The sequence below is a fragment of the Polyangiaceae bacterium genome (genome assembly GCA_020633235.1).
Taxonomy (GTDB): domain Bacteria; phylum Myxococcota_A; class Polyangia; order Polyangiales; family Polyangiaceae; genus JACKEA01.
This window is the reverse complement of sequence record JACKEA010000004.1, coordinates 963,928-990,605: the sequence shown is the minus strand read 5'-3', so window position 1 is coordinate 990,605 and position 26,678 is coordinate 963,928. Positions and strand designations below refer to the sequence as shown.

General features: G+C 66.6%; 24 protein-coding genes. 9 read left to right on the top strand and 15 right to left on the bottom strand.

Going from position 1 to position 26,678, the window contains the following annotated elements:
• The 3 genes from H6717_25815 to eno all read left to right on the top strand — a co-directional run.
• A partial coding sequence (locus H6717_25815; protein MCB9580473.1) for a VWA domain-containing protein occupies positions 1–2,085 on the top strand: 2,085 nt, incomplete at its 5' end.
• On the top strand, positions 2,082–3,503 hold the full coding sequence (locus H6717_25810) for a DUF4215 domain-containing protein (protein MCB9580472.1): 1,422 nt from the start codon (positions 2,082–2,084) through the stop codon (positions 3,501–3,503). The genes H6717_25815 and H6717_25810, both read left to right, overlap by 4 nt.
• Before the next feature lie 59 nt (positions 3,504–3,562).
• Entirely contained in the window at positions 3,563–4,834 is a 1,272-nt protein-coding gene (gene eno / locus H6717_25805) for a phosphopyruvate hydratase (protein MCB9580471.1), read from the top strand.
• Positions 4,835–4,857: 23 nt separating this feature from the next.
• Here eno and H6717_25800 read toward each other — a convergent pair whose 3' ends face one another.
• Positions 4,858–5,682 carry a hypothetical protein gene (locus H6717_25800; GenBank protein ID MCB9580470.1) on the bottom strand — a complete coding sequence of 275 codons (825 nt, stop codon included), beginning with the start codon at positions 5,680–5,682 and terminating at the stop codon, positions 4,858–4,860.
• 196 nt (positions 5,683–5,878) lie between these two features.
• On the opposite strand from H6717_25800, the gene H6717_25795 reads away from it, so the two are divergent.
• Positions 5,879–6,664: a leucine-rich repeat domain-containing protein gene (locus H6717_25795; GenBank protein MCB9580469.1), complete on the top strand. Its 786-nt coding sequence runs from the start codon at positions 5,879–5,881 to the stop codon at positions 6,662–6,664.
• Here the strand turns inward: H6717_25795 and H6717_25790 are convergent.
• The 3 genes from H6717_25790 to H6717_25780 are packed head-to-tail and all read right to left on the bottom strand — an operon-like array spanning position 6,661 to position 8,989.
• Positions 6,661–7,365, bottom strand: coding sequence for a hypothetical protein (locus H6717_25790; GenBank protein ID MCB9580468.1), 705 nt, complete (start codon positions 7,363–7,365; stop codon positions 6,661–6,663). The two genes, H6717_25795 and H6717_25790, sit on opposite strands and share 4 nt — an antisense overlap.
• A gap of 56 nt (positions 7,366–7,421) precedes the next feature.
• Positions 7,422–8,327: an NAD(+)/NADH kinase gene (locus H6717_25785; GenBank protein MCB9580467.1), complete on the bottom strand. Its 906-nt coding sequence runs from the start codon at positions 8,325–8,327 to the stop codon at positions 7,422–7,424.
• Complete coding sequence (locus H6717_25780) at positions 8,324–8,989, bottom strand: NUDIX domain-containing protein (protein MCB9580466.1); 666 nt, start codon at positions 8,987–8,989, stop codon at positions 8,324–8,326. Before H6717_25780 ends, H6717_25785 begins: the two co-directional genes overlap by 4 nt.
• Positions 8,990–9,091: 102 nt before the next feature.
• On the opposite strand from H6717_25780, the gene H6717_25775 reads away from it, so the two are divergent.
• Together H6717_25775 and H6717_25770 are read left to right on the top strand one after the other, a co-directional pair.
• Positions 9,092–9,931, top strand: a complete 840-nt coding sequence (locus tag H6717_25775; protein ID MCB9580465.1) for a HEAT repeat domain-containing protein — start codon at positions 9,092–9,094, stop codon at positions 9,929–9,931.
• The gene (locus H6717_25770) at positions 9,931–11,682 is read left to right on the top strand and encodes a PQQ-binding-like beta-propeller repeat protein (protein MCB9580464.1); all 1,752 of its coding nucleotides are present in this window, start codon (positions 9,931–9,933) and stop codon (positions 11,680–11,682) included. Before H6717_25775 ends, H6717_25770 begins: the two co-directional genes overlap by 1 nt.
• A gap of 3 nt (positions 11,683–11,685) precedes the next feature.
• On the opposite strand, the gene H6717_25765 is transcribed toward H6717_25770, so the two are convergent.
• Complete coding sequence (locus H6717_25765; protein ID MCB9580463.1) at positions 11,686–12,129, bottom strand: hypothetical protein; 444 nt, start codon at positions 12,127–12,129, stop codon at positions 11,686–11,688.
• Between the two features lie 441 nt (positions 12,130–12,570).
• Here H6717_25765 and H6717_25760 point away from each other — a divergent pair, with 441 nt between their 5' ends.
• Entirely contained in the window at positions 12,571–13,305 is a 735-nt protein-coding gene (locus H6717_25760; protein MCB9580462.1) for a serine acetyltransferase, read from the top strand.
• A gap of 67 nt (positions 13,306–13,372) precedes the next feature.
• Here H6717_25760 and H6717_25755 read toward each other — a convergent pair whose 3' ends face one another.
• Both H6717_25755 and H6717_25750 read right to left on the bottom strand, forming a co-directional pair.
• The gene (locus H6717_25755) at positions 13,373–14,047 is read right to left on the bottom strand and encodes a DUF4276 family protein (protein MCB9580461.1); all 675 of its coding nucleotides are present in this window, start codon (positions 14,045–14,047) and stop codon (positions 13,373–13,375) included.
• The gene (locus H6717_25750; GenBank protein ID MCB9580460.1) at positions 14,044–15,267 is read right to left on the bottom strand and encodes an AAA family ATPase; all 1,224 of its coding nucleotides are present in this window, start codon (positions 15,265–15,267) and stop codon (positions 14,044–14,046) included. Before H6717_25750 ends, H6717_25755 begins: the two co-directional genes overlap by 4 nt.
• A 258-nt stretch (positions 15,268–15,525) precedes the next feature.
• Here H6717_25750 and H6717_25745 point away from each other — a divergent pair, with 258 nt between their 5' ends.
• Entirely contained in the window at positions 15,526–15,777 is a 252-nt protein-coding gene (locus tag H6717_25745) for a GNAT family N-acetyltransferase (protein ID MCB9580459.1), read from the top strand.
• Positions 15,778–15,924: 147 nt separating this feature from the next.
• A complete protein-coding gene (locus H6717_25740) occupies positions 15,925–16,746 on the top strand; it encodes a hypothetical protein (protein ID MCB9580458.1) in 822 nt (273 codons plus the stop codon).
• Positions 16,747–16,785: 39 nt separating this feature from the next.
• Here the strand turns inward: H6717_25740 and H6717_25735 are convergent, their stop codons facing one another.
• From H6717_25735 to H6717_25700, 8 genes are all read right to left on the bottom strand, one after another.
• Positions 16,786–17,484: a pentapeptide repeat-containing protein gene (locus tag H6717_25735; GenBank protein MCB9580457.1), complete on the bottom strand. Its 699-nt coding sequence runs from the start codon at positions 17,482–17,484 to the stop codon at positions 16,786–16,788.
• 124 nt (positions 17,485–17,608) lie between these two features.
• Entirely contained in the window at positions 17,609–19,321 is a 1,713-nt protein-coding gene (locus tag H6717_25730) for an Hsp70 family protein (GenBank protein MCB9580456.1), read from the bottom strand.
• Entirely contained in the window at positions 19,318–20,490 is a 1,173-nt protein-coding gene (locus H6717_25725; GenBank protein ID MCB9580455.1) for a J domain-containing protein, read from the bottom strand. Before H6717_25725 ends, H6717_25730 begins: the two co-directional genes overlap by 4 nt.
• A 445-nt stretch (positions 20,491–20,935) precedes the next feature.
• Positions 20,936–22,117: a YeeE/YedE family protein gene (locus tag H6717_25720; protein ID MCB9580454.1), complete on the bottom strand. Its 1,182-nt coding sequence runs from the start codon at positions 22,115–22,117 to the stop codon at positions 20,936–20,938.
• Positions 22,114–22,641, bottom strand: a complete 528-nt coding sequence (locus H6717_25715; GenBank protein ID MCB9580453.1) for a YeeE/YedE family protein — start codon at positions 22,639–22,641, stop codon at positions 22,114–22,116. The genes H6717_25720 and H6717_25715 overlap by 4 nt, the downstream gene beginning before the upstream one ends.
• Before the next feature lie 13 nt (positions 22,642–22,654).
• Entirely contained in the window at positions 22,655–23,617 is a 963-nt protein-coding gene (nrfD, locus tag H6717_25710) for a polysulfide reductase NrfD (protein MCB9580452.1), read from the bottom strand.
• A gap of 8 nt (positions 23,618–23,625) precedes the next feature.
• Positions 23,626–24,171, bottom strand: coding sequence for a 4Fe-4S dicluster domain-containing protein (locus H6717_25705; GenBank protein MCB9580451.1), 546 nt, complete (start codon positions 24,169–24,171; stop codon positions 23,626–23,628).
• A complete protein-coding gene (locus H6717_25700; GenBank protein ID MCB9580450.1) occupies positions 24,168–26,387 on the bottom strand; it encodes a molybdopterin-dependent oxidoreductase in 2,220 nt (739 codons plus the stop codon). Before H6717_25700 ends, H6717_25705 begins: the two co-directional genes overlap by 4 nt.
• Positions 26,388–26,678 lie beyond the last annotated feature (291 nt).

Genomic DNA, 26,678 nt, shown 5'->3' with positions numbered 1-26,678 from the left:
GCCGTCGACTCGTACTGCTGCAGCTCTTCCGGCTCCTGGGACAGCATCTGCGTGGGCGAGATCAGCAGCGTGTGCGGGCTGAGCTGTCCGCTCGCGGCCAATTCCTGGACGCAAGCCTGCGTGTACGCGGTCCAGTCCGTGTGCGGCGCCAAGTGCGGCACGGCGCCCGTGGCGCCCGCGGCGTGCTCGCACAACCCGTGTACGCAGGGCGGCGCGCTCAACCCAACGTGCAACAGCTGCGTGGCCTCCGTGTGCGCCGCCGACTCCTACTGCTGCAACAACACCTGGGACGCCAACTGCGTGAGCGAGGTGAACAGCGTCTGCGGCCTGGGCTGCCCCATCGCCAACGTCCCGCCGCAACCTGCCCCGCCGGAATCCGGTCAGTGCAAGGGCTGGTTGCCGGGCCAGACGGACCCAGCCTGCACCGGCGCGGATCTCTCCCTGGGCGTGCCCTGCGACGACACCATCTTGGTCTGCAATCACGGCCAAACGGCGGCGCCCGCCGGCGTCGACATCATCGCCTTCCCCGGTAACTCCGGCCAGTACCCCAAGTGCGCTCCGGACCAGACCCAGGTCACCAAGACCTGCACCACGACGGCGCCCGTCCCACCGGGCGAGTGCATCAGCGTGTCGTGTCCCGCCATCACGGATCTGTCGGAGCTGATGGTCAATCCGCCCGGCGGCAACCACAAGGCCGAGTGCAAGTGCGAGGACAACTGGAGCGTCTACAAGCAGGGCGTCAGCTGCGGACCGCCGTCCTGCGCGGGCGACGTGCAGACTGCGACGTTCAAGCCCGTGAACCTCTACTTCATGGTGGATCGCTCGGGCTCCATGGGTGGCAACAAGTGGACCGGCGCGACCAACGCCCTGAAGGGCTTCTTCCAGGATCCCGGCTCGGCGGGCATCGGCGCCGCTCTCGAGTTCTTCCCCTTGGCGAGCGGTGGAACTTTCGGCGACGGTTGCCCCAGCTCGAATGGCACCGGCTGCACCGCGACTCCGTGTTCCAACCCGATGGTCACGCTGAACAAGCTGCTCGCAGCAGGCGCCCCGACGGACACTCAGGAGGCAGCGCTGGTCACCGGCGTCAACGCTGTCGCTCCCGGCGGCAATACGCCCACCTACCCTGCTCTCGATGGCGCGCTGACCTGGGCCATCAACAACCAGAACTCGAACGCGAACGAGCAGTACGTGGTGGTGCTGGTCACGGACGGTGACCCGACTCAGTGCAACACCAGCAACTCGGCGATCGCAACGCTGGCCGCCAACGCCTTCAACAACAGCGGCATTCGCACCTACACCATTGGCATGCAGGGCGCGAACATCGCCGCGTTGGATCAGATCGCCCAGTCCGGTGGTACCGGCCAGGCCTTCGTGATTCAGGGCACCAACAGCAACAACGTCGAAGCGCAGCTCATCGCGGCGTTCCAGGCCATCGCCGGACAGAACGTCTCCTGCTCCTTCTCCATGCCGCCCGCTGGAAGCTACGACCCCAACGACATCACCGTCAGCTTCACCCCGAGCTCGGGTCCGCCCGCAACGGGGTTGGCGCAGCGCACGGACTCGTCCCAGTGCGGCACCGGCTGGTACTACGACAACAACGCGAACCCGACCGGCATCACGCTGTGCCCGTCCACCTGCGCGGCGGCTCAGGGCGATCCGGGCTCCAAGGTCGACTACGAGATCGGTTGCCCCAAGGCCCTCGACACCACGGCGTACACGCAGATCTACGAAGCGAACTGCCCTGTTGGTACCAAGCCCCAGTGGGGCTACTTCGCCTACGACAGCACGGACCCCGGGGACTCCAACATCGTGTTCCGCGCTCGCACGGCGGATCTGCAGACGGGCCTCGCCTCTGCCACCTTCGTGCCCCTGGTCACCGCCCAGTCCGCGCCCACCGACACGCAGGTCTGTCCCATGTCCGGCCCCTCACCGTGTCCCGTGGATCTGTACATCAAGATGGGAACGCCGGATGCTAAGCGGCGATGGCTCGAGCTCGAGGTCACGCTCAATCCCACCAGCAACAAGCTGAACAGTCCGACGCTGAACGACTGGAACATCACCTACTCGTGTCCCCCCGGCGAATGAGGACGACGCTGTTTGGGCTCGCGGTAGCGGGCGCCCTGGTGGGCGCCTGCTCCAGCGGCAACAACAAGGCGAGCCCTGCAAGCGGCGGCGGCTCGGGACTCACGGGCGGCAAGGACGGCGGCACCGGCGGAAGCACGGGTGGCGCGAGCGGTGACGGAGGAACCGCGGGCGGCACCGGAGCCACCGGCGGCACCGCCGGCACCGGCGCCACGGGCGGTGGCGGCACCGGCGGTGGCGGCACCGGCGGCACGGGCGGCACTCCGGGACAGTGCGGCAACAACGTCGCGGAGCTCGGCGAAGCCTGCGACGGCAGCGACTTCGCGGGGCGCACCTGCCAGAAGCTCGGCTTCTCCGGCGGCACGCTGAGCTGCACGTCGGGCTGCACCTTCGACACCAGCGGCTGCACCAGCTCCGGCGAGATCTGCAGCGACGGCATCGACAACGACGGCGATCAGAACGTGGATTGCGACGACAGCGATTGCGCGGCCGCCTGCGCCGACGCTTGCGCCGCCCCCACGGCGGTGGGCGACCCCACCACGGTGTTCGGCAACAACGGCGGGCACGCCGCCAAGCTCGATCCCTCCTGCGGCAAATCCGGTCAGTCCACCGGCCCCGAGGTCGTCTACGAGATCACCGCCGCGAACACCGGCGTGTTGGAAGTGACGCTGGACTCCACCACGCCGCTCTTGGTTTCGGTCCGCACGGGCTGCGGCAGCGCCGGGACGGAGCTCGCATGCCGCGGCGCGGGTACCGTCAAGGTCAGCTCCACAGCTGGTCAGAAGTACTACGTGGCCGTAGACGGCGTGAATGCGACGGACACCGGCGCCTTCAGCCTGAACATGGAGAGTCGCACCATCACCTGCGGCGACGCCCACACGGATCCCGGCGAGGAATGCGACGACGGCAACAAGCTGCCGAACGACGGCTGCAGCGCGACTTGCACCATCGAATCCGACGAGTCCGAGCCCAACGGCACGACGTCCACCGCTGACGCCCTGGTCCAGCCGTTCCACGCCGCCATTTCCCCCGCTGGTGACATCGACGTGGTCGCCGTCACGGTTCCGTCGAACGGCACCTCCATCATCGCGGACACCTTCGACTACGGCGACGGCGCCTGCTTCCAGCAGCTCTTGGACAGCACCGTGGAAATCATCGGGAGCAACGGCTCCACGGTGCTCGCTTCCGACGACGATTCCGGCGCCGGTCTGTGCGCCCACGCCGCCGTGGCGAACCTCTCGGCGGGCACCTACTACGTGCGCGTTCAGGCTGCGTCCGGCGCCCCGGTCGCCAGCTTCCCGTACGTGCTCAACGTGGTGGTGGACAAGTGCGGCAACGGTAACCCGGTGGAGACCGAGCAGTGCGACGACGGCAACAACCAAAGCGGCGACGGCTGCAGCGCCACCTGCCAAAAAGAGTGAAATGATCGCCGTCTGAGGGGCTCTCGCGACCTCGGAAGAACCGTGGTACTCCCGGGCCCATGCCGGAGATCCTGCACGTCAGCGCTCGCGAGATCCTCGATTCTCGCGGCAACCCCACCGTAGAAGCAGAAGTCCACACCGAGAGCGGCTTCGGTCGCGCCGCGGTGCCCAGTGGCGCGTCCACGGGAGAGCACGAGGCCCTCGAGCTTCGCGACGGAGACAAGAAACGTTACCTCGGCAAGGGCGTGCGCACCGCCGTGGACAACGTGAACGACAAGCTCGGCCCTGCCATCGTGGGCATGAGCGCCCTCGACCAGGTGGGCGTCGACGGCCAGCTCCTCTCCTTGGACGGCACCAAGAAGAAGGAGAAGCTCGGCGCCAACGCGATCCTCGCGGTGAGCATGGCCGTGGCCCGCGCCGGTGCGGACACGCTGGGCGTTCCCCTGTGGCGCTATCTGGGTGGCATTCAGGCGCGAGTCCTGCCCACGCCGATGATGAACATCCTGAACGGCGGCACCCACGCGGACAACGGCCTGGAGGCGCAGGAGTTCATGATCGTGCCGCTCGGACTGCCGACCTTCGCGGAAGCGCTGCGCTGCGGCGCCGAGGTGTTCCACGCCCTCAAGGCCAACTTGAAGAAAGACGGCCTCACCGTGGCGGTGGGCGACGAGGGCGGCTTCGCGCCGCGCCTGGGCTCCAACGAGGAAGCCATTCAGCGCATCATGACGGCCATCGAAGCGGCAGGGTACGCGCCGGGCAAGGACGTGAGCCTGGCCATGGATCCCGCCGCCAGCGAGTTCTTTGCCGACGGCAAATACACCTTCGACAAGAAGCCGCACACGCCAGCGGAGATGGTCGACGTGTACGCAGCCCTGTGTGACAAGTACCCGATCGTCAGCATCGAGGACGGCCTGGCAGAAGACGACTGGGACGGCTGGGCGCTGATGACCCAGAAGCTGGGCGACAAGATCCAGCTCGTGGGCGACGACCTGTTCGTCACCAATCCGGAGCGTCTGAAGATGGGCATCGACAAGGGCATCGCCAACTCGATCCTCATCAAGCTCAATCAGATCGGCACCCTGACGGAAACCCTGGAAACGATCCGCATGGCGGGTCGCGCCGGCTACACGTCGGTGATCTCGCACCGCTCCGGCGAGACGGAAGACGCGTTCATCGCGGATCTGGCGGTGGGCACCAACGCCGGACAGATCAAGACCGGCAGCTTGTCGCGCAGTGATCGCATTGCGAAGTACAACCAGCTGCTCCGCATCGCGGACGAGCTGGACGACACGCAGATTTACGCTGGCCGCGGCGCGTTCAACCAGGCGTAGCCTGGCCCCTGCTCACGGCTCCCTCAGTCGAGGGAGCCGTGCAGGCCGAACGCCAGCCAGTAGTGCATCTCTTTGCCATCAACCGAGCCGGAGTCGGTTTCGTCTCCCGCCGGGTCCTTCCTCGTCCGAATCTTGCTGCCGAACTGTCCCAGCGAAAAGCTCACGAAGGGCCCCGCGTAGCTGCGGGAAGTGAGGAAATCCACACCGGCCTGCACGTCAGCAAGTTGGAATCCGTGATAGGCGAAGCTCACGCTGCTCTCGCCTCCGCTGTACTTCTGTACGAAGTACTCGTACCCCACGCCCAGTCCGGCCCAGGGCACGACGGCCTCGAACGGCTGGAAACGATAGATGAGCTCCGGACCGCCCCGGAAGTCCCAGCCAGTACATGTCGCTCCACCACCGCAGTTCTTGGGAAAGACGTAACCAGCGCCGAGGTAGACACCCAAGAAGATGCTGGGGTTCAGCCGATAGCCAATGTCAGCGCCGATCGCCAAGAGCCCGGTTGCTCGTTCAGACATGTCACCGAGGATGCTGGTCGTCTCGGTCTTGCCCATTGGAAACGCCCAGCTCACCTTGAACCCGAGTCCGAAGCCCGGCTCGAAGCGCCGCCGCCGCGCGTTCACCGCGTCCGGCTCCGTGGTGGCGTAGGTCTTGTCGGAGACTTCGATCTTCGCCGGCTCTTCGCTCTCTTCTTCCGTGCCGAACACCTTGTCGAGCTTCTTCGGCTCCTTCTTCTTGGTGTTGTCGAGCACCGTCTCGGGCTCGCCGGGCTTGGCCACGGCCGTGTTGCTTGCAAACAGCAAGGAAGCTCCGAGAGCGCCGAAAGCGAGTGCGCGGGTCAGGGTCATCATTCCTCCTTGATCTGCGCAGCATGATAGCGCGACCTTCATGTACTGCGGATCCCCGATGAATCTCCAGAGAATGCGCTTTCCGAGAGGGTGTCGGTTCGCCGCGGAAGCTCGCGGTCCGCGCCGCAAATCGCGGAGACGGGCCACGCGGGAGGCCACCGAGATGCACTATCATCGCCCACGGAAGGGAAGGGTGATGAAGAGAGCGATAGCGACCCTCGCCGTGCTGGCGCTTATTTCTGGCTGTGACGATCCCCCGGCGCAGAAGGCCGCCCCGAGCGCGACGGCGACCGCCGCCGCGGTGACGCCCAGTGCGGCGCCCGTGGCGTCTGCCGCGCCGCCCAAACAAAAAAAGAAAAAGAAGACCGCGGCGGATTGTGGCGACGGCCCGGTGGTGAAGTTCGATGACGAACAGCTGGAGGCCGCGGTGCGGCTCAAGCTGCAAAAGCCCGAGGGCGACGTGACGCGGGCGGAGCTCGGCAAGCTCACCAGCTTGAACCTCTCTCAGGTGGAGTCGGATCAGATCGACCCCTGTGTGGTGCCCTACGCCAAGAACCTGAAGGAGCTGTTCCTCGGGCCCGGCGGCATCGACGACCTGTCGCCCATCGCGGAGCTGACCAAGCTGGAGACGTTGCGCGCGTCCATCAGCAAGGTCAGCGACCTGAAGCCGCTCGAGAACTTGGTCAAGCTGGACCGGCTGGACTTGGGACGCACGCAGGTGCGGGATCTGAAGCCACTCGAGAACCTGGTGAACCTCACGGAGCTGGCGCTGGACGACACGCCGGTGTCGGACATTTCGCCGCTTTCCAAGATGACGAAGCTCGAGCGGCTGAGCCTGCAGCGCACCCGGGTGAGCGATCTTTCGCCCCTCAAGGACATGAAGAACCTGAAGTTCCTCTACGTGCAGGACTCCCCCGCCTCGGATCACACGGCGGTGCTGGCGCCGCTGCGCAAGAACGGTCTCAAGATCTTCGAGATCTAGCAGGTGCAGCAGTTGAAGAACGGCGCGCAGATTCCGGGGCTGCCGGTCTGCAGCGTGCAATAGAAGATGCACACCGCCTGAGACGCACCCTGAGACGGATCACAAGGGGCCGCGCAGCCGGTACTGCCGCCGGTCCCACCGCCACCGCCGCTGCCGCCACCGGTTCCGCCGCCGCCCTGCAGCACACAGCTGTTACCGCTCTTCACGTAGCCGCTGATGCAGTCGAAGTCACACAGCGAGCCGACGCACGTGGACGTGGCGTTGGGAACGGCGGGGCAGGGAGTGCAGTCCGTGGGACCGCAGCCGACACCGGGGCTCGGCTTGATGCAGATGCCGCCGCAGCTCTTCTCGCCCGACGCGCAGCCGCCGGTGCCGCCCGTTGCGCCGGTGCCCCCCGTGGCGCCGGTTCCCCCGCTAGCGCCCACGCCGCCGGTGTTGCCCACGCCGCCGGTGTTACCGGTGTTGCCCACGCCACCGCCGCCCGCCAGGCCGCCGGTGTTGCCTTCGTTGCCGCTGCCGCCGGCGCCGCCATCCCCTGCCGTGCCACCGGTGGGGTTGTCGACCTTGCCGGCAGAGCCCGCGGCGCCGCCACCGCTGCTACCCCCCGATGACGACGTGCCGCCGCCCACTCCATCCAGAGTCTCACCAGTGGCGCATCCGGCCACGACGCAAAGTACAGCGAAGAGCTGCAGACGGCGCATGTCGCGAAGTTCCTCCCGAAAGTAGCCCGGTCCGAGGGCCGAGGTACTGTACCGCATCAAGCGCGTCGGGACCCGTCGTTTCGTCGCTGGCTGAGACCGAGCACCGTGAGCGGTTCGTCGGACAGCGTGAAGCTCGCGACGTCTCCCAAACCCAACGCGATGCGTCGGTAGGGGCCGTCGAGGAACATGCTCGCGTCCGTCATCATGCTCTGCGCCACGACGCGATCACCAGGATCTATGGTGAAGCGCAGCAAACGGTAGCGACGACCGAAAGAAGTGTACGGCTCGCGCACAGCGAGCTGCAGCTTGCGCGAGCCGAGAGCCAGCACGCGACCCCCCGCGCTGCGCACGGCGCCCGTGGAGCCGGCAGCGGGACCGACCCAAAAACCGCTGGATTTCTGCTCTTCTCGCAATCGGCGGTAGCTCAAGATGTAGCGCGAGGTGGCCGCCGGGGAGGCGTGGCAATAGAGGGCCTCGTTCAACACGCGGCGTGATCGCACACGTCCATTCAGGCTCACCGCCATGCGCGCGAGCTTCACCTTGGAAGCGGTTCCGTCGAGCGCTTCCGCGAGCATCCGGCGCGCGTTGCTGCGACGAGCAGCACAGAAGAAGCCAACGCTGAAGCGAGGTGCGCTGTTCACGCCCAAGATGGGAGTGGCACCCACATTGTGTGACGCTGCGAGCAAGGTTCCGTCGCCACCCACTGCAACCACCAGCGCCGCGCCGTTGGTGTCGAAGGCGGCGTGAGATCCACGCAGCACCAACGCGCGCACGCCGAGCTTCTCGAGCGCGAGCTCCACGGCCTCGGCGGTGCGCAGGTGCTCTTCATGCGCCTCCACCCAGTGCGCCACCGTCGGATCCTTGCGGCGGAGCAGCTGCCGGGCGCGCGGATCGCCCTCGTCCTCCACGAAGCGTTTGTAGGCCGATCGCTTCACCACGACGATCACGCGCGGCAGCTTCATGCGAGCAGCTCCCGCAAGCGGCGCAGGGCGAGCTCGGTCTTGGCGTCTTCGATCTGTCCGGACGCGCACCACGACAGCGCGTCCTCGAGCTTCACGGCCGTCACGGCACCGAAGTGCTCGAGGGCGGAGCCGTCGTTGTGCGGCTCGCGGCGCGTCTTCGGATCCACCTCCACCTCGAAGTAGAAGTGCCGCTCGGCCACCACGCCCGGCGCCGGGAAGGTGCTCGGCCCCAGGGGCCGCAGCAGCGCGTCGCTGAGATCGAAGCCGAGCTCTTCCCCGAGCTCGCGAGCGGCACATTGGCGCACGCCGTCCAGGGTCTGTTCCGAGAGCTCCACGAGGCCCGCGGGTAGCTCCCACATGTTGCCCAGGTGCTCCGCCTCCAAGAGCGGCGAGCGCCCTCGGTCCCGCATCACGATCGGCGGCCGCACCACGCTGCGGAGGTACACGTGCGGCTCCCCGGCTTCGGAGTAGTGTGCGGCGATCACCACGGCATCGATGGCCGGTCGATCCACCTCGTCGTAGTCGAAAGGCGCGCTCACGCTGCCGTCCGGGTAGTGGGCGCGGTAGCGCCGGCGGATCAGGCGCAAGAAACCGCCGGGATCCGGGGGTGATCGGTCTTCCAGAAGCTCGAGGCGGATGATGGGCGGGGCGGGCAGGACCATGGCTCGACAAGCTTGCCGGTACAGGCGGTGCAGGGTAAACCAGGCGCGAATTTTCGGCATCATCCGCGCATTTGTTCGCCGGATGCTGCAGGGGAGAATCGGATGACGACACTCGGTCAGAGTCTCTTGGTGGTGGGCGCCATCGTGCTCGGTCAGGCGCTGCCCGCGCCGGCCCAGGCCAAGCCCAAGACCAGCCAAAAGTCGGTAGATGTGGCCAAGATCAAGGCCGCCCTCGAGAGTGGGGACGAGCAGCGCATGCTCGACGCGCTGGAGACGGTGGCCGCGGCCGGGGACGCCGGCAAGGCCGCCGCTCCCCCCATCGAAGGGCTGCTCCGCCGGGGCGCGAGCGTGAAGGTGCTGGTCCGCGCCATCGACGTGTGTGGCGCGCTGAAGCAAGAGAGCTCGAGCGCCGCGCTCGCCCCTTACTACCGCCACCGAGTGCCCGACGTGCGGCGCGCCGCGGTGAAGGCGCTGCTCAAGACCAAAGGCGCGGCCGCGGTGAAGGCGCTGCGCTCCGCTCTGCGCAGCCCTGACGCGCAGGTGCGCGGCATCTCCGCGAGTGGGCTCGGCGCCCTGGGCGCCAAAGAGGCGCTGCCGGATCTGTTCGCCGCCCTCGATCACAACGTGGGCGAGGCCGCGGGGTCCATCGGCCAGCTATGCGCCAAGAAGGACTGCGAGAAGTTCGCCGACCAGCTCGGCAAGCATCCCTTCGACGTCATGACCAGCGGCTTCGATCAGATCCTGTTTCGCTCGCCCAAGGACATGACGGAAGACGAGAAGATCCGCATCGTGGGCCGCCTGCGCGAGCTCGGAACCAAGGACGCCGGAAACTACTTGGCGGACGTCGCCGACCGTTGGCCCTCGGACTGGAGCAAACGCGTGAAGCAAGCCATCGACGGAGCCGTGAAGGCGCTCGGTGGCAAGGCGGGAGGCGACGAGTGATGCGCCGCGCTCTCGCTTTCGCGCTCTTGGCCGCGGGCTGCTCCGGCGGCGCCGCTGCCGGCGGTCGCGTGTTCGCCCCGGAATGGCAGAACGACGCGGGCAAGTCGATTCAAGCCGTCTACGCCCGCGTGCACACGGCTCCCATCGCCGCCGGGCCTGGCGTGGCCGTGGGCGTCACGCAGCAAGGTCTTTCGGGCATTGGCCTCGACGGCAGCGGCAAGTGGACCTTCGCCGGCGAGGTGGACGCCGCCCCGGCCCTCAGCGGAGACGTCGTCGTGGCCACCACCAAGGGCAACGTGGTCGCGCTCAGCGCCAAGACCGGCAAACAGCTCTGGCGCGTGTCGAGCGAAGGCAAGAGCCTGCGCGGCGCCGGAGACGACGGCAAGGTCACCGTGGTGAGCTTGGGGGAGCCCGGTGGCGGCGGCAGCCTGCTGCTCGCGGTCTCCCGCAGCGGCTCCGTTCTGCAGAAGCTCGCTCCCGAGCCGGAGATCGGAAGTCCCGCAGTGGAAGGCAACGTCGCCTTCGTTCCCTGGGGCAGTCAGTACGTGTCCGCCATCGATCTGGACAGCGGCAAAGAGATCGGCCGCCTGCTCTTGCGCGAGCAGGTGAGCCACGCGGTCAACATCGACGGCCAGCTGTACTTCGGCGAGCTCAGCTTGGTGCGCTTCGACGACAAGATCGGCAACGCCGCCCAGAACGGCGCCACCAGCATCTCCCTGCCGGCGCGCGAGCTGCCGGGCAAGCCCGCGTGGTTCGACGACGGCGCCACGGTGGAGCCCGCGGCGGCCACCGCGCGGGAGCGCATTCGCCTGTACGCCACCCCCGGCGAGGGCGGCATCTCCGGAGACGTGTTCGCGGCCACCTACTTCAAGGTGGCGATGGGCCTCGGCGCCAAGGACGCGAAGCTCCACTGGGTGAAGACCACCGGCAAGGACGTGGTGGGAGGCGCCGCCATGCGCGGTGGCTTCGCGCTGTGCACCGAGAGCGGCAAGGTGCTCTTGGTGGGCGACAACGGGGGAGACGCGGGCAGCGTGGATCTCGGCGGGCCGCTCTTGGGCTGCGTCGTCCGCGGCGGCGCCTTCGCCGTGTCCGGTGCCAAGGATCCGCCGCCCCTGGCGGATCAGATCGCCCAGGCGGTGGAGCTGCCGGAGGCGCAGATGGTGGTCGCCCAACGCTTTTTGCTGCGCGAGCTCGGCGCCATGGAAGATCCCAAGGTCACCAAGGTGCTCATCGACCTGGCCGAGAACGCACGCACTCCGCCCATGCTCTTGGAAGACGCGCGCAAGCTCCTCGCGTCCCGCCGCAACGGCGCGGACTACATGATCGCAGCGCTGGCCAAGCACTACGATTTCTTGTCGGACGTGCTGCGCCCTCCACCGGTGGGCCCCATGGCGGACGCCCTCGCCGCCATGGACGACAAGCGTGCGGCGCCGCTCTTGGCGCGCCACCTGAACGATCCCGCGAATACTCCGGACGACATCCAGCGCGCCGCGCGCGCCCTGGAGAAGCTGGCCACGCCGGCTCAGGTGGAGGACTTGAAGACGTTCTTCGCGCTGTACCGCGCCACCGCGGATCGCCCGGAGCTGGTCAGCGCGGTGTTGTCCGTCGCGCGCGCTCTGATGCGAGTAGGCGGAGAAGAAGCCAAATCGATGGTGGCGCGGGCCGCGTCGGATCCCCTCACCCACCCGGACATCAAGGCCGGCCTCGCGGCGCTGGTGCCGGCACAGAAGCCGGCGGCCAAACCGGGCTGACGGCTACTCGTCCTCCACCCGCACCTTGGGCTTCGGCTCTTCTTCCGTCTGCTCTTCGCTCTTGGCGGGCGGGGGTTGGCTGTCCCGCGTTGAAGCATTCACGATGTTCTCCACGCGCTCCGCCACGCGCTCCACCACGTTGATGAGCTCCTTGCCGGCTTCCTCCGCCACTTCTTCGATCTTGCGGGGGTCGAGGTTCTTCGCCGCCTTGCGACCGAAGGCGCCCACCTTCTTGGCGTCCAGCGTCTCCAAGCTCTTGAGCGCGCGCCGACCCGCCGCCTCGATGCGCGTGGGGTCCACCCGCTTCACCGCCTTGCGCGCGGCCCGCAGCATGAGCTCGAGGCCATCCGCGAGGTCCTTGGAGGCGCTGTCGTCCGGCGGGGGCTCGGACACGGGTTCTTGCGGCTTGTCCTCGGGGTCGCTCGACATGGTCCCCATGATGGTCACGGCCCCTGCTCGCCGCAACCACTCCACACGCCTTGGATACCTCAATCATTCCTTGTCGTTACGCCGCGGAACCTCACTAAACGCCGGCACCGCCATTGACGGCGCCCGGCGCGAGCCCCAATTCAGCGCACACGACAAACCTGCGGCCCCCGCCGCGAGTAGAAGGCAGGTAAAGTGCTGGAGGCTGATTCCGATTCGAACGCCGCGTGGGAGCCGCCGCGGCCAGCGCGACGCGCTCCCTCTCGGCCGCCGGCAAACTTCTCGGCGGAGCTTCCTCACATGGCGCGCCCCCTGATTCGCATCGACGATCTCGAGCGGACGATCGACGACGTCGTCCAGAGCTACGACGGTCCCGAGGAGATCAACAACCTCGAGAGCGCGGCGCTGCCCAGCAAGCGCGCGGTGATCGACGCGTTCAATCACGTCAAGCCCGTCATCTACATGGGCTTCTACGCGACGCGCTCCCTGAACCGCTCCAATCTGCGCCACTCCATCAGCGAGCACCTGTACCCCGCGTACGAAATCCTGGTGGAGCAGATCGCCCGCGCCGTCACCTACGAAGAGCGCATCGGTCGCTTGCAGGTGCACCGCCCGGAGGGCTGGAACGAGGAAGCCGTGCTCGGTCTCTTCGGGGAGCTACCCAAGCTCCGGCACATGCTCAACACCGACGTGCTGGCGGCCTTCGACGGGGACCCGGCGGCCAAGAGCATCGAAGAGGTCGTGTTCAGCTATCCGGTGATTGAGGCCATCACCGCGCACCGCGTGGCCCACGTGCTGTACCGCGAGCGTGTGCCGATGATCCCACGCATCATCAGCGAGTACGCCCACAGCCGCACCGGCATCGACATCCACGCAGGCGCCCGCATCGGCGAGCGCTTCTTCGTCGATCACGGCACCGGCGTGGTCATCGGCGAGACCAGCGTGATCGGCAACAACGTCAAGATCTACCAGGGCGTGACCCTGGGCGCCCTCAGCACCAAGCGTAGCGAGCGGCGCGAGCTCGCCAACGGCAACCAGCGTCATCCGACCTTGGAAGACGACGTCACGATCTACTCCGGCGCCACCATCTTGGGCGGCGACACGGTGATCGGCAAAGGCTCGGTCATCGGCGGCAATCAGTGGATCACGTCGAGCGTCCCGCCCGGCTCCAAGATCTTCGGCCGCAGCAAGGCCTGAGCCCACGCCGCGGCGGGCGCGCGCTAACCTCGCTGCGTGCTCCGCAGCCGTGAGCGTTGGCCCGCGCTCACCACTGACGCTTGCCGGTCTTGTCGCGTTGCACCGCTCGCTTGGCGCGCCTGGGCTTCTTGCGGCGCGTCTTGCTTCTCTGGGTGCGCACAACGAGCTCCTTCAATCCGGAGCACAATGCTTTGAACGAAGGTGAGCGACTCTCTTCGGGCCGCACGGTAACGCGCGGACCAAGCTCTTGCGCCCATGACACCTTGTTTCCCCCGCCGTCGTAAACGATCGCGCCGAACAGCTCCCATGTTCCACAAATGCTGTCCGGCACGTACGCCTGAGCACGCTGTCGATCAAAGCCCGGAAACGCCAGCTTCATCGCGCGGAGATCCGCAAGGTAGAATGCCTCGAGCTCTTCCACGGCAAGTCGGAACAGGACGACGGGAGCCGGGTCCAAGCGAGACTTCACTTCATCCAGTTGCGCTTTGAGCTCATCGATGTTGTCGTCATCAGCATCGACCAGAACCAGTACGCGCTCTCGCTCCGAATCGAGCGACTGACCGAATGCCGTCAGCTTCGCTTCGAGCTGGTCCAAGAGCCCACGACGTCGGGGATCTCCCGATAGAGTGCCCTTTCCTTGGTGCGGGTAAGCCTTGAGCTGGTGGCCCTTTAGGAATCGGGGAGCCCATGACTCGAGGAAGACCTTCTCGGACGGGCCTTCCACCAACGCATGGACAATCATGGCCGGGGCAGCGCTCCAAGGTGCTGGCTGTACCAGAGAGACCCAAGCGGAACTCCTTGGTCTACCATCTCGCGAATGGTGGGGAGTTCCGACGTTCGCTTCACCGTGGAGAAGCCATCGCGTCCCTTCTCGATCAACCAGACCTGATCGGGCGACAGGGCATCGACGAAGTACGGCGAGTGCGTTGTGACCAGAAGCTGAGTTCGATCTCTGGGGGTACGAGCATATTGCACCAACCGTCGGCTCAGATCTTCAATGAGTTGGACGTACAGACCGTTCTCGGGTTCCTCGATACCCATGAAAGGCCTGGGCTCGGGATCGGCCAGCAAGACCGCGTAAGCGAGCATCTTCAATGTCCCGTCTGACATGCTCTGCTGGTAGAACGGGTCTTGATAACCCCGTTCGTCGAAGCGAATCAGTAGACGCTTGTCGGTGCTAATGATCGCGTCCAGCTTCTTGATTCCTGGGATCGCCGCCGCAACAGCCTTGAGAATGGCTCCGAACTCCCGTGGATGCTTGCGCTTGAAGTACTGCAACACGTTGCCCACGTTTGAACCGGTCCGGTCGAGCCAACGCTGAGCGCCCGCGGCTTGTAACCTGCGGGCGGCATCTGGCACGAAATACGACAAGTACCACTGCTCGATGTACTCCCTTACCTGCACGATGCGAGGGTGTTTGGCGAGGTTTCCAAGAGTAGCGATCCCGAGCTGAGTCGTGTCCGTGAGCTTGATCGTCTCCGAGTCCTTGCTGTCGTCGGAAACGCTGTACTTTCCCGCCCACGCTTTGCCCTTCCCGTTGGCGAGTTTCAAGAAGTAGTAGGGCTTGCCTCGCGTCTCCCCCTTGCGACGCTGCCGGAGCGACTCCTTGACGACCAGAGGAACTCCGCCCCGTTCATCGATGCCGAGCTCATACACGATGGGGCGGTTGGGATCCCCGCCATCGAAGAAGAGCTCGAATGTGATCGGGCCCTTCTTTCCCTGAGTGCGGAGCCGTTCAAACCCTCCCCGAGTCGGGTGATCGCATGCAGCCTCCACACCGTCGGCCAGGCATTGTGCGATGAACGCGAATACATCTAGCAGCGTGGACTTTCCGGATCCATTAGGGCCAATGAAGCACGCCAGGCCGGGAAGAGGCTCGCCACTTGCGTACTTCACCTGTCCTAGTCCAACGTCCTGCAGCGCGCGGAAGTTCTGGATTCTGATCCCCTGAAGCCTGGCCATTCGGCGTGAGAGGCTACAAGGCAGGCAGTGGCATCGCAACTGTCCGAGGCCGCATGGGTACATGGCGAACCTCGACCGAGCGCTACCGATAGCCTGCGCTGGAATCGAGCCGCATCCTACGCCGGCTTGCGCTTGCCAGTCCCTTGCACCGCCACACGAGCGAACCTCGAACGTTAGCGCTTTGGCTCCCAGCAGCTCGCGGACGGACCGCGCCGTCCGCCGGCGCTGGTCGCCATCGATGACTCGCGCCCTGTCGGCGTGCTCGGGTTCCGCCGAGTGAGGTTTCGCGGCCGCGGTCCACTGCGCCTGTTCGTCAATGCGCTCTTCGTGGCGGAAGGCCATCGGGGTCAGGGGGTCGGCAGCGCGCTGCTGGCGGAGGCCGTGCGCCGCGCGACCTCCGAGCTGTTCGTCTACACCGACCTCCGCGGTTGGTACGAAGCCCGTGGGTTCGCCTTCGTGGAACGAGACGCAGAGAGCGGCAGCGTGCTGCTCCGCTGCGCGCCGAGCTGAGCCGCGCCGTCGCTGCGCGACGGGGATCGCGCCGGACCAACAGAAGACCGAAAGGGGAGTGGAGGTGGGATTCACTGACACATGGGACGACGTGTTTCGTCACCGTTCCGCGAACGCGGCAATCGGCGTGGTAGGGTTTCGCCATTCTTGATCGTGTTCGTCCGCGGCGTGGACGAGGAGGCCGTCATGAAGCAATGGATGAGCGTGTGGCTCGTGGCGCTCGGTGCCAGCGCGATGGTGTGGATCTCCGGCTGCGGTGATTCCGGCAGCGACGGCGGCGGCGGCAGCAGTGGGTCCGGCGCGAGCGCCGGGACCGGTGGGGGCAGCGGCGGCAGCGGCGGCGCGACGGGCACGGAGCAGTGCGCCAACAAGAAGGACGATGACGGCGACGGCTTCTACGACTGCGACGACACGGACTGCTTCGACGACGCGGGCTGCCTGGCCGACGACTTGGCGATCGAGAAGATGACGGGCTTCGTGCCCTGCGGAAAGCCCGTGAGCTTCACCGTCAGCGACTCGGACATGGCCTGCGAGGCGTACGCAACGAGCCTGTTTCCCAGCTTCGGCTCCAAGTGCCAATTCGCGAGCTACAGCGGCACCGTCACGTTCCTGTGTCCACCGGCGCCCAAGTCGGACGCCGTGGGCCTCCGCTGGGTGGTGCATGGCGAGGTGCCGATGGAAACCGTCCCCGGCCAGCCGCCCATCTACTGGGAAACCCTCGGCGGAGAGTTCCAGTTCGAAAGCGGCGGAGGATCCGCGCAGAACCCGCTGCACAAGGCGTTCGAGCTCGCTGGCAGCTCCACCACGGAAGACTTCGTCGGCTACGACATGGTCGGCGTCACGCCCACGACCAAGAGCATGTTCACGGAGTGGTTCGCGCTCTGGAACGTCGGCGGCAGCGCGCAGCCGCAGGTATCCGGCGGATTCTCCGTGGAGGTCGACGCCGCGACCCTGTTCGGCAGCAATTGACGCTCCCCACCCGCGCGGGGAGCGTCGCTTGGAAGCTCACTACTTCGCTTGTGCTTGGCGGACCTTCTGGATGAATTCCTTGCCGCACTTCGCGCGACGGACGTCGGCGCCGTTGACGTTGGTGTACTTGTCGTACTTCACGTTGCACAGATCGGCGTCTCGAAGATCCGTGCCCACCAAGCCGGCTCCCCGCAAGTCCGCCCCGGACAGGTTCGCGCCAGAGAAGCGAGCGTTGGACAGATTCGCCATGCGCAGATCGGCCCGCTCGAACTTGGTCACCCGGGCGTCCGCGCCCACGAGCTTCGCGTGCTCGAGCCGCGCGTCACGGAAGAAGGCGTGGCTCACGTCCGCCCCCGTCAGCTTGGCCCCTTCGAGGCCCGCACCCAAGAACCGCGCGCCCCGCATCCGCGCCCCAGTGAAGTCCGAGTTTCCGAGGATGGCGCTGTCGAAGCGAGTCGCCCGATCCCCCGTGGCTCCGTAGAAGCTGCACCCGGCGCAGTTCGTCTTCACGAAGCTGGCGGAGCGCACATTCGCTCCGTAGAAGCTCACCTGCTTGGCGTTGGCGCTGTTGAAGTTCGCGCGGGTGACGTTCGCCCCCTGGAACGAGCGCCCGACCAAGTTCTGACCCAAGAAGCTCTGTCCCACGTAGTTGCCGCCCGCCAGCGCGGGAAGTGCGAGGGTCAACGTGCCGAGCAAGCTCCCGAGCAGGACCGTCCGAGAAGAAATCTTGTGCCCCATGATGCAAATGCCCTTTCGAAGGATGAGTGCCTTGACGGAAGTCAGGGTGCTCACCCACGAACGGGGCGACCATGGTGAATTCGTCGACGCAGCTCAGCGCCACATAAGGGAAATCACCATGCGCTCAGCGGCCGTGGCCCAGATCCGCGATGCGCGCCAAGAGCATCTCGCGCGCAAACGAGATCTGCTTGGCGTCTTGGAGCTCGAGCGCGGCGCGGAAGTGGTTCATGGCGTCCCGCAAGATCTCGCGCTCTACCCCGGTGAGCTCTGCGTGCAGAACCTCCGCACGAGAGAGCGCCGTCGTGTTGGGCAGCGCGTCTCTCGGGTGAAACTTCAGGCCCTTCAGCCGCTTCTTGGCTTCCGCCACCTGTTCTTCCGTCAGCCGATTCTTGCTGCGGTCGAGCGTCATGCTGGCCGTCTTGCCGGTCGAAGTGATGGTGGTGTCCACTTCCAGCAGGCCATTCATGTCGTAGCTGAAGCGAACGGAAATGGTCTCCTTGCCGGCCGGGCCTGCCGGAATGCCTTTCACTTGGTAGGTGCCGAGCTTCTCGTTGTCCTTACACAAGGAGTGCTCGCCTTGGTACACCTCGACCGCGATCATCCGCTGCCCGTCCGCCATCGTCGAAAACTCGCGCTCGCGACTGGCGGGCAGCACCGTGCCCCGCTCCAGGATGGGCGCGAACAAGCCGCCGACATCGTGCATGCCGATGGACTGACTGACGGCGATCCCCAGAGTGAAGGGCGCCACGTCGGTCACGACCATGTCCTCTACGGCCTCGTTGCCGGCCTTCAGCGCCATTTGCACGGCCGCGCCCAGGGCCACGGCTTCGTCCGGCGGCAGGGCGCGGCTCGGCAAGCGACCGAAGAGGCGCGCCGCGAGGGCGGCTACGCTCGGCATGCGCGTGGCTCCGCCCACGAGCAGCACCTCGTCGATCTGCTTTGGATCGACGGCCGCGTCGGACAGTGCGCGACGAATGGGCGTCGTCATCCTGGCCAGCAGCGGCTCGAACGCTGGCTCGACGTCGTCGAGGCGAAGCTCGATCTCCACGTCCTGCCGCCGTGCGCCGAGCGCGGGCAGGGCGATGCGGGCCGCATCGTCGGTCGAGAGGCGGTGCTTCGCACGCTCGCATGCCTCGCGCAGGCGAGCGCGATCTCCGGCGCTGACGCGCGGATCGAACCCGTGGCGCTCCACCACGCGGTCCGCCACCCAACCGACGATCACGTCCAAGAAGTCTTCACCCCCGAGACGCGTGTCGCCCGCCGACGCTTGGATCTCGATCACGCCCTCCATGATCTCGAGCACCGTGACGTCGAAGGTCCCGCCTCCGAGGTCGAGCACCACCGCGCGCAGCTCCTTGTCCCGCTGGTGGAGGCCGTAAGCCAGCGCCGCTGCCGTGGGCTCGTTGATGATGCGTTCCACCCGCAGCTCTGCCAGCTCGCACGCCACCCGCGTCGCGCGGCGCGCCGCTTCGCCGAAGTACGCCGGCACCGTGACCACGGCCTCTTCGATCGTCTCGCCCAACACTTCCTCTGCGTCGCGCTTCAGGGTCGCCAAGAGCAGCGCGGAAAGCTCCTCCGGACTGAAGCTGCGGCTGCCGAGCGAGTAGCGGCGGGCCGTCCCCATGTCGCGCTTGAAGGCGACGGCCGTGAGGTCCGGGTGGGTGACGGCACGCGCGCGGGCCGCGCGACCCGTGAGCACCTCCCCACGTTCGTCCACGCTCACCGCGCTGGGCGTGAGCTCCTCCCCCAGGACGTTGGGCACGATCTCCGGGCGTCCCGCGCGCATGATCGACACCAGGGAGTACGTGGTTCCCAAGTCGATGCCGACCTTCGTCAACGTCCACCCTCCGTGGTCGAGGGACACTCGTCGACGATGCGCGCTTCCGCGAGGTCCACCCGCCGTCTCTCATCTACCCGTAGCGGGCGCATGTAGGCGCTCACCAATGCGGCACGCGCGGCATCGCAGTCGCCGCGGTCCAACGCTCCGATGACGACCAAGTCTACCGGGAGACCCGCGTCCACCGCATAGGTGGTGAGCTGGTGAATGTCCGCCTGCCGCGTGCTTCGGCGATCTTCGCTGGAACACACCCGCGCCGCGTTCATCGCGAAAATCACGAAGATGTAGATAGGCCAACCGCCTCCACGCCCGATACCACGCTCCGGAACGACGTGGGTCACCCGCCCTGCCGAATTTCCGCGTCCCAAAGCGCCGCCGAACTGACCATGGAGGCCCGGCGCCTCCCGCTCCAAGAGCCGCGCCGCTTTGTGCGCAGCGCGCCGGTGCTTTCGTCGGTAGTCCGACAGCGCGGCGTCCTGCCAAGGAACGTCCCCGTCGAGCATCGCCCGTGCCATGACGGCCACCAGCTCGGGATCCAGCCGCTTGCGAACCCGGCTGAGCTCGTCCAACAAGGACCAGACCGCCAGTGTGTGGCCTGCAAACACCTCCGGCCGCCCATGCCCCCGGAGCCAGACGCGCATCCCCCGCAGGAGCTTGTCGAAGGCGTTCGGCTTCTTCTTTGCGAGCAACGTGAGCAGCGTCTTCACCAAGATGTGCCCCGAAGGCGGAAGCGTTCCGCGCTCCCGCTGCAGCGTCAGCTGCTGGCTCAGCGCACGCCCCGCCGCCACGGGGCGACCGCGCTCGAGCCACGCGTACGCCACCGCGTCGCCCACTTCGCCGAGCTCCACCGCTTCGAGCTCGGCGTCGTCCACGTCCGAAGGCTCGGACATGAGCCGCCAGTAGAGCGACTCTTCCCGCGCCCCTTCGACGTCGAAGCTCTGGTCCTCGTCCGCCGCGGCGTAGTCGTCGCTCCGCTCCTCACCGGCGCCGGCAACGTGGTAGGGCAGCTGCGCCTGGAGCAGCTCGTACGCCGCGCGCACTCGCTGAAAGCCGTCCGGGTCACGCTCCGGCGGATGCGCTTTCACGGCGCGCAAGTACGCACGCCGCAACGCCTTGTCGTCCACGCCGGGCTCGACGCCGATCGCCTCCAGAGCTTCGTCGAACGTCATCCCGCCCCGGAAATACTAGTGCGGCGTCCCAGAAGTCGCAATCGCATCCGGTGGGAAGCGTGAGGTGGCGACTTGCGTGAGCAAACGCACTAGGCATCCGCGAAGCGGACGGGGGAGAAAACGGCGAAGCCGATTTTCTGGCTAGCGGGCGCGCCGCTTGCGGCGCGGCTGGGCGAAGCCCAGTGCGTGAGTAGCAATCCATGGATTGCTACTCACGGGACAGCCCACTAGTGCGGCGCGCCCGACGTAGGGCAACTATTTGCGCGGATGCGTGATCATTTCGAGGGGATGGTCGACCATGTGCCCGAAATGATCACCGTGCTGAGCATCTTTCGGAGGCGCCTTTGGGGCGGTGCGACAAAAAGCGCCGTGCGTCACGAACGTTACCGCGCCGAACCAACACCCTGCGGATGATGTTGGTCCGGCGCGGTACCACGCGGAGTGCTCAGCAGCCGCCGCCCTTCTTCACCGCACGCTTGACGGCGGTGGGGGCGACCACCACGGCAGGCGCCTTGGGGGCGGAAGCGCCGGTGAAGTGCGCGTGCAGCGCGGCGCGCTCTCGGTAGGTGGAGACCGCAACGGCGGTGGCCGTCGTCGGCGGTTTGGGCGGCTGCAAGATCGCCGTCTTCCACGCGGAGAAGCCGCCCTCGAGCACCTTCACCGAGCCCTTGAACTTGGCCACGCCAGCGGGCAGCTTTCCGAGCTTCTCGTCACCGTAGAGCACGAGGGGACGCGTCGCCGGGAGCTGTGCGATGAACTTGGCGTCCGGATCGTCTTCCGGAATGCACAGGGCGCCGGGGATGCGCTGGGCTTCGCACTCTTTCGCGCTGCGCGCGTCGACCATGTAGAGCTCTTCCGTGCCGCCGGCGAGCTGGCGCGCCAGCTCCGTGACGCCGATCTTGCCGGTCTCCGGCATGGCCGCGATCTTCTGGGCCGGCTTGGGCGCGAAGCCCACGATGACGACGGCGGCAGCCGCAGCGGCCAGGCCGCCGAACACGCGGTTTCGCGTGCGCGCATTGCCGGCCGGGACCTCGGTGCCGTCCTTCTTGGCAAAGATACGCTCCACCTTTTCCGCAAGGAGAAACGCGCCGATGGCCATGGCCACCACTGCGACCGCCAGCACCGCCCACGAGACGTGAAGCAGCTCGGGCAGCGTGATGACGCCCATGGAGCTGGACTCGTAGAAGGGCTCCACGAGCGGGAACGCGAAGCCGAACACCAATCCGCCAATACCGAGCCCGACGAGGCTCAAGAACGGATCGAGGTAGCCGGCGCCCATGCCGGTGACGGCGGTGCCCGGGCAGTACCCGGCCATCAGGAAGCCGACACCGAGCAAGAAACCGCCCACGAGCTGGGGGTAGAGCCAGGTCGCGGGGATCTTCACGGCCGCGAGATCCAGGAGGCCGAGGCCGCTCAGCAGGGCGACGCCCACCACAGCCGTGGCAACGGCGGTGAACATCACCTTGAGGATGCGATTGTCGCGTCCGTAGAACTGCGCAGCGAGCACTGGGGCACGAGCAAAGCCCGAACGCTCGAGCACGAAGCCGAAACCGATGCCGAGCAGCGTGGCCAGCGCCATCGCCGTCGGGTAGCTGAAGCCGTCGAGCTGATAGAAGGGAGCGTTCATCGCCACATCCTCCGCACGAAAGGTGCCGTCAGATAGCCGCCGGCAAAGAACGCCAGCATGAAGACCCAAGAGCCGACCGACAGCACGGCGCCACCCGTGAGCGCTTGGCCCGAAGTACAGCCCCGGGCCAGGCGAGCTCCGAGGCCCATCACGACGCCGCCGAGAATGGCGAGAGTCACGCGCAAGGCGACCGTCGAGCGCGGCCCCATCTGCAATGTCGGCCGCTTCATCAAACGCTTGCCGGTATAGGCGGCGAGGATGCCGCCGAGCAGCACGCCGAAGACCTCGAAGACCATCCAGTCCTCGAAGGGATTGCTGGCCACGTAGGGCGCCATGTAGGTGCTGTGCTCCACCGCGGCGGGTGCCACGCTGTGAGCTGCGGCGTAGGCCACGCGGGTGACGCCCGAGGACGAGCCGAGGCCGAAGCCCATCAACACGTAGGTCGCGAGCAAGACCAGGCCCAATGCGATGCCGGCCAGGTACGGGTTCCAGTCAGCGGGGTGAGCGGTGTTCGTCGTCTTCATCGAACTTTCTCCATCAACCCAGGGCCCCGAAGGACGTGACTTGACCGGCGGCGACCAGCACCGCGCGGAGCGCCAAGCCGCCCACGAGGATCAGAATGGGGGCGAGCACGGTGGGCCGACCCTTGCCGCGCACCTCGAGGACGTTCATGAGCAGCGGCACTGCCAGGCCGCCGATGACGACCAGGGACCAGAACCAGGGGGTGTACGGCCCACCCAACAGGTTGTGCGCCGCGGCCTCTCCGATCTCGCCACCGGTGGTGAACGACACCAACATGGCGCCGAGGAGGAACAGCTCCACCACGATGGCGGCGGTGTCCCATCGCACCATGAGGTGCAGTTCCTCTTCTTCCAGGTGGAACAGCATCATCAGGGCTGCGCCGGTGGAGATCCCGGAAGTGAGGAACAGCGGCGCGAGCAGGCCGGTGTTCCACTGCAGGCGCGCCGCCATGGTGCCGAGGAGCAAGCCCGTGTAGGCGCCCAGGCCCACGCCCAACACCACGGAGGCCCACACGATGCCGCGGCGCGTGCGGTCCGCCAGCGCAAAGGCCCAGGTGAGGATGCCCTTCACGGAGGAAAGCTTCTCCGTGAGCCACTCTCGGCGGGACTCGTTCAACGCGCCGAGACCCAAGAGCAAGAGCACGGGGTAGACGGCGACCAGGATCCAGGAGCCCCAGCTCATCGGCGAGGTCGGCTGGAACGCCATGTAGAAGCGGTACACGTGGCTCTTGTGCTCGAGATCCAGGAACAGCGCGCCCATGCCCAGGGACAACAGCGCGATGGCCACGAAGGGCATCCACTGCGCGGCGGCAGAAGTGGGCCGCTTGCCGCGCCGGATCTCCAGCGCCCCCAAGAGCACCATCACCCCGGCGACGACGCCGCCCAGGAACAGGTACACCGGGATCTCCCAGCCCCAGATGTGGAGCGTGGGGTTGATGTGAGCATTGTGCTGCGTAGTGACGATTTCGACGGGATTCATCTGACGCCTCACTCGAGGAAGAACAGCTTGGGTCGGGTGCCCGCTTCGGCATGCAGCACCTTGGATTCGCGGGTCCGGAGCAGCAGGGAGACCTCGGACTCGGAGTCGTTCAGGTCTCCGAAGTGCAGGGTCTCGGTCGGGCACACGGACACGCACGCGGGTTGATCACCGCGCGAGGTTCGGTGCACGCAGAAGGTGCACTTGTCCACGTAGCCCTCGGGATGAACGTAGCGCGCGTCGTACGGACAGGAGGCGATGCATGCCTTGCAGCCGGTGCACTTGTCGTGATCGACGAGCACGGTACCGTTCTCGTTGATGAAGCTCGCACCCGTGGGGCAGTTGTTCACACAAGGCGCGTTGTCGCAATGCATGCAGCGCTCGGATCGGATCTCCTGCCGCAGGTTGGGGAACACGCCCGAAACCTCTTCCACGATCCAGTCGCGGCAGTAGCCGTCGGGAACGTCGTTCTCGGCCTCGCAAGCGAGCACGCACGCCTTGCAGCCGACACACTTCTTGGTGTCGACCACCATACCCAGGCGCTTTCGGCGGGTCATGCTTCGTACCTCTCGATCTTCACGAAGTTCACGTTCATTCCGGTCCCGCCCATCACCGGATCGATCTTCGTTGCCGTGCACACGTCGGTGTCACTGGCACCGCGGTCCTTGGCGAACTTCAGGCCCTTGGAGGTGTGGCCATAGCCATGCACCATGAACACGCAGTCCGGACGAATGCGCTGTGTGGCGCGCACCGCGAGCGGCGCCGTACGCGCGCCGTCTTGGTTTATGAGCGTGACCTTGTCACCGTCCGCAAGGCCGAGCTCTTTCGCTTTCTGCGCGTTCAGCCAGACGTCGTTTTCGTCGTACACGCGGGACAAGAATCGGTTGTTGGTCGTTCTTCCGAACGTGTGAGTGGGAGTACGACCAAACAGGAGTCGAAAGCTGCCGGGAGGCCCGGCCTCTGGCGGCGTGTACTTGGGCAGCGGGTCCAGCCCAACGTCCGCCAGACGTTGCGAGAACAGCTCGATCTTCTTGGAAGGCGTCTCGAATTCCGGCTCCACGCCGTCTTCGATGTAGAGCGGGGCCTTGGGGGCGTGCAGCACGCCCTTGGTGCGAATTTGCACCAAGGAAGAGCCCGCCGAACGCAGACGCTTGTCCAGGTAGTCCTCCACCTTCTCGAAGGGGAAGTGCGCGGCGAGGCCCAAGCGCTTGGCCAGCTCCTTGGCGATCCACCACCCGGGCTTGGAGTCGTACATCGGCTCCACCACGGGTTGTCGCAGCGCCACGTAACCCTCCTTGAAGGGCGGAGCGTGCAAGTCGTCGTAGCGCTCGAGATAGGTGGCTTCCGGCAGCACCACGTCCGCCCAGCCGGTGATCTCCGCCGGCAAGACGTCGATGGCCACGATGAAATCGAGCGCCTGCAGCGCCTCGATGGTCTTCTTCTGGTTCGGCAGCGCCTGGATCAGGTTGGAGCCGTAGACCATCCAAGCCTTGATCGGGTACTCCACGTTCGCGCCCGGCAGGCTCGCATCACGGAGACCGTGGGCCAGGCCCTCGTTCAAGAACGGGAACACCTTGCCCTTGGGAACGTCGACCGGATCCTTGGGCTTGTGGTCGGGCTTGGGCAGCCCCGGATACGCCGGAACGGACATGGCCGTGGGCAGATAGAAGCCGCCCTTGCGTCCCCAGCTTCCGAGCAACGCGTTCAGGATGGCGATGCCGCGGCTGCGCTGCGTGTCGTCGCCGTACCAGGCCGTATGGCGTCCCGGGTGCACCAGGGATGCGGGCGCGGCGCCAGCGATGAAGCGCGCCGTCTCCACGATGGTCGCCGCCTCGATGCCCGTCTCCACCGCGGCCCACTCGGGAGTCTTGTCGGCCAGGTGCTTCTCGAGCTCTTCGAATCCGGTGGCGTACTTCTCCAGGTACTCGCGGTCGTACAGCTTCTCGGCCACGATCACGTGCATCCACGCGAGCAGCAGCGCCAGGTCGGTTCCCGGCTTGATGGGCAACCAGTAGCGCGCCTTGCCAGCCGCCACTGAGAAACGCGGGTCCACGACCACGAGCTCGGCGCCCTTCTCGATGGCGCGCGCCAGCTCCTGCACCTGGGTGTTGTGCATGTTCTCGCCCAGGTGACTGCCGATCAGGGTGAGCACTCGGCTGTTCTCGATGTCGAGCACCTCGGGCGAGCCGACGGGGCGGCCGTAGGTGAGCTCGAAGGCGACCTCGCGCGCGCCGCGGCACTGTGCGTAGGACGGCTGCCCCAGGTTGGCGGTGCCGTAGGCCTTCACCAAGCGCGAGAACCAGGAGCCTCCGAAGCCGTGGATGAACACGGCCAGCGCCTCCGGACCGTACTTGCTCTTGATCTCCGTGAGCTTCTTGGCGACGTGATCGAGCGCCTCGTCCCAGCTCACCTCTTCGAACACCTGCTCGCCGCGAGCGGCCTCGCGACGGATGAGCGGCTTCTGCAGGCGATCGGGGTCGTACAGGAGCCCCGTACCGCCGGTCCCGCGCGGGCACAGCCGCCCGTGAGACAGCGGGTGCTCGGGGTTGCCGACGATCTTGGTGACGCGTCCCTGCTTCACGTGGGCGAGCACGCCGCACTTCCAAAAGCACATCTCACAGAACGTGGGCACCACCCGGTCGCCGTCCGTCTGGGGATCCGGCATGCGGTTGGGCGTCACACCCCAGAGATTCGTCGTCAGCGCCGACCCGGCGGCGGCGGTTCCGAGAGCGACGCCACCGATCTTGATGAACTTTCGTCGGCTGAGGGTCATGAATGCCTCCGGCAAACTTGCGCCCCAATGGTTGGACAGGGCGCTGCGATCGCCTGCTGAGCAAGCGCCGGGCCAACTGAAAAACCTGCGTTGTTGCAGTCAGGGAGCTGTCGAACGGAACGCCGTGTTTCACGTTCCACCGTTGTCGCGCAGCGATTGAAACAATTCGTCTCGTTTGCGCGGCGATCCGTTTCAAAACCGGCAGTTACGCAAGGTTTGCGCAAACCGGGGACGTCATCCCGGGAATGTCGGCGGCTGCCGCCGGGGCTCGCAGCGGGGATCGCTTGGTGC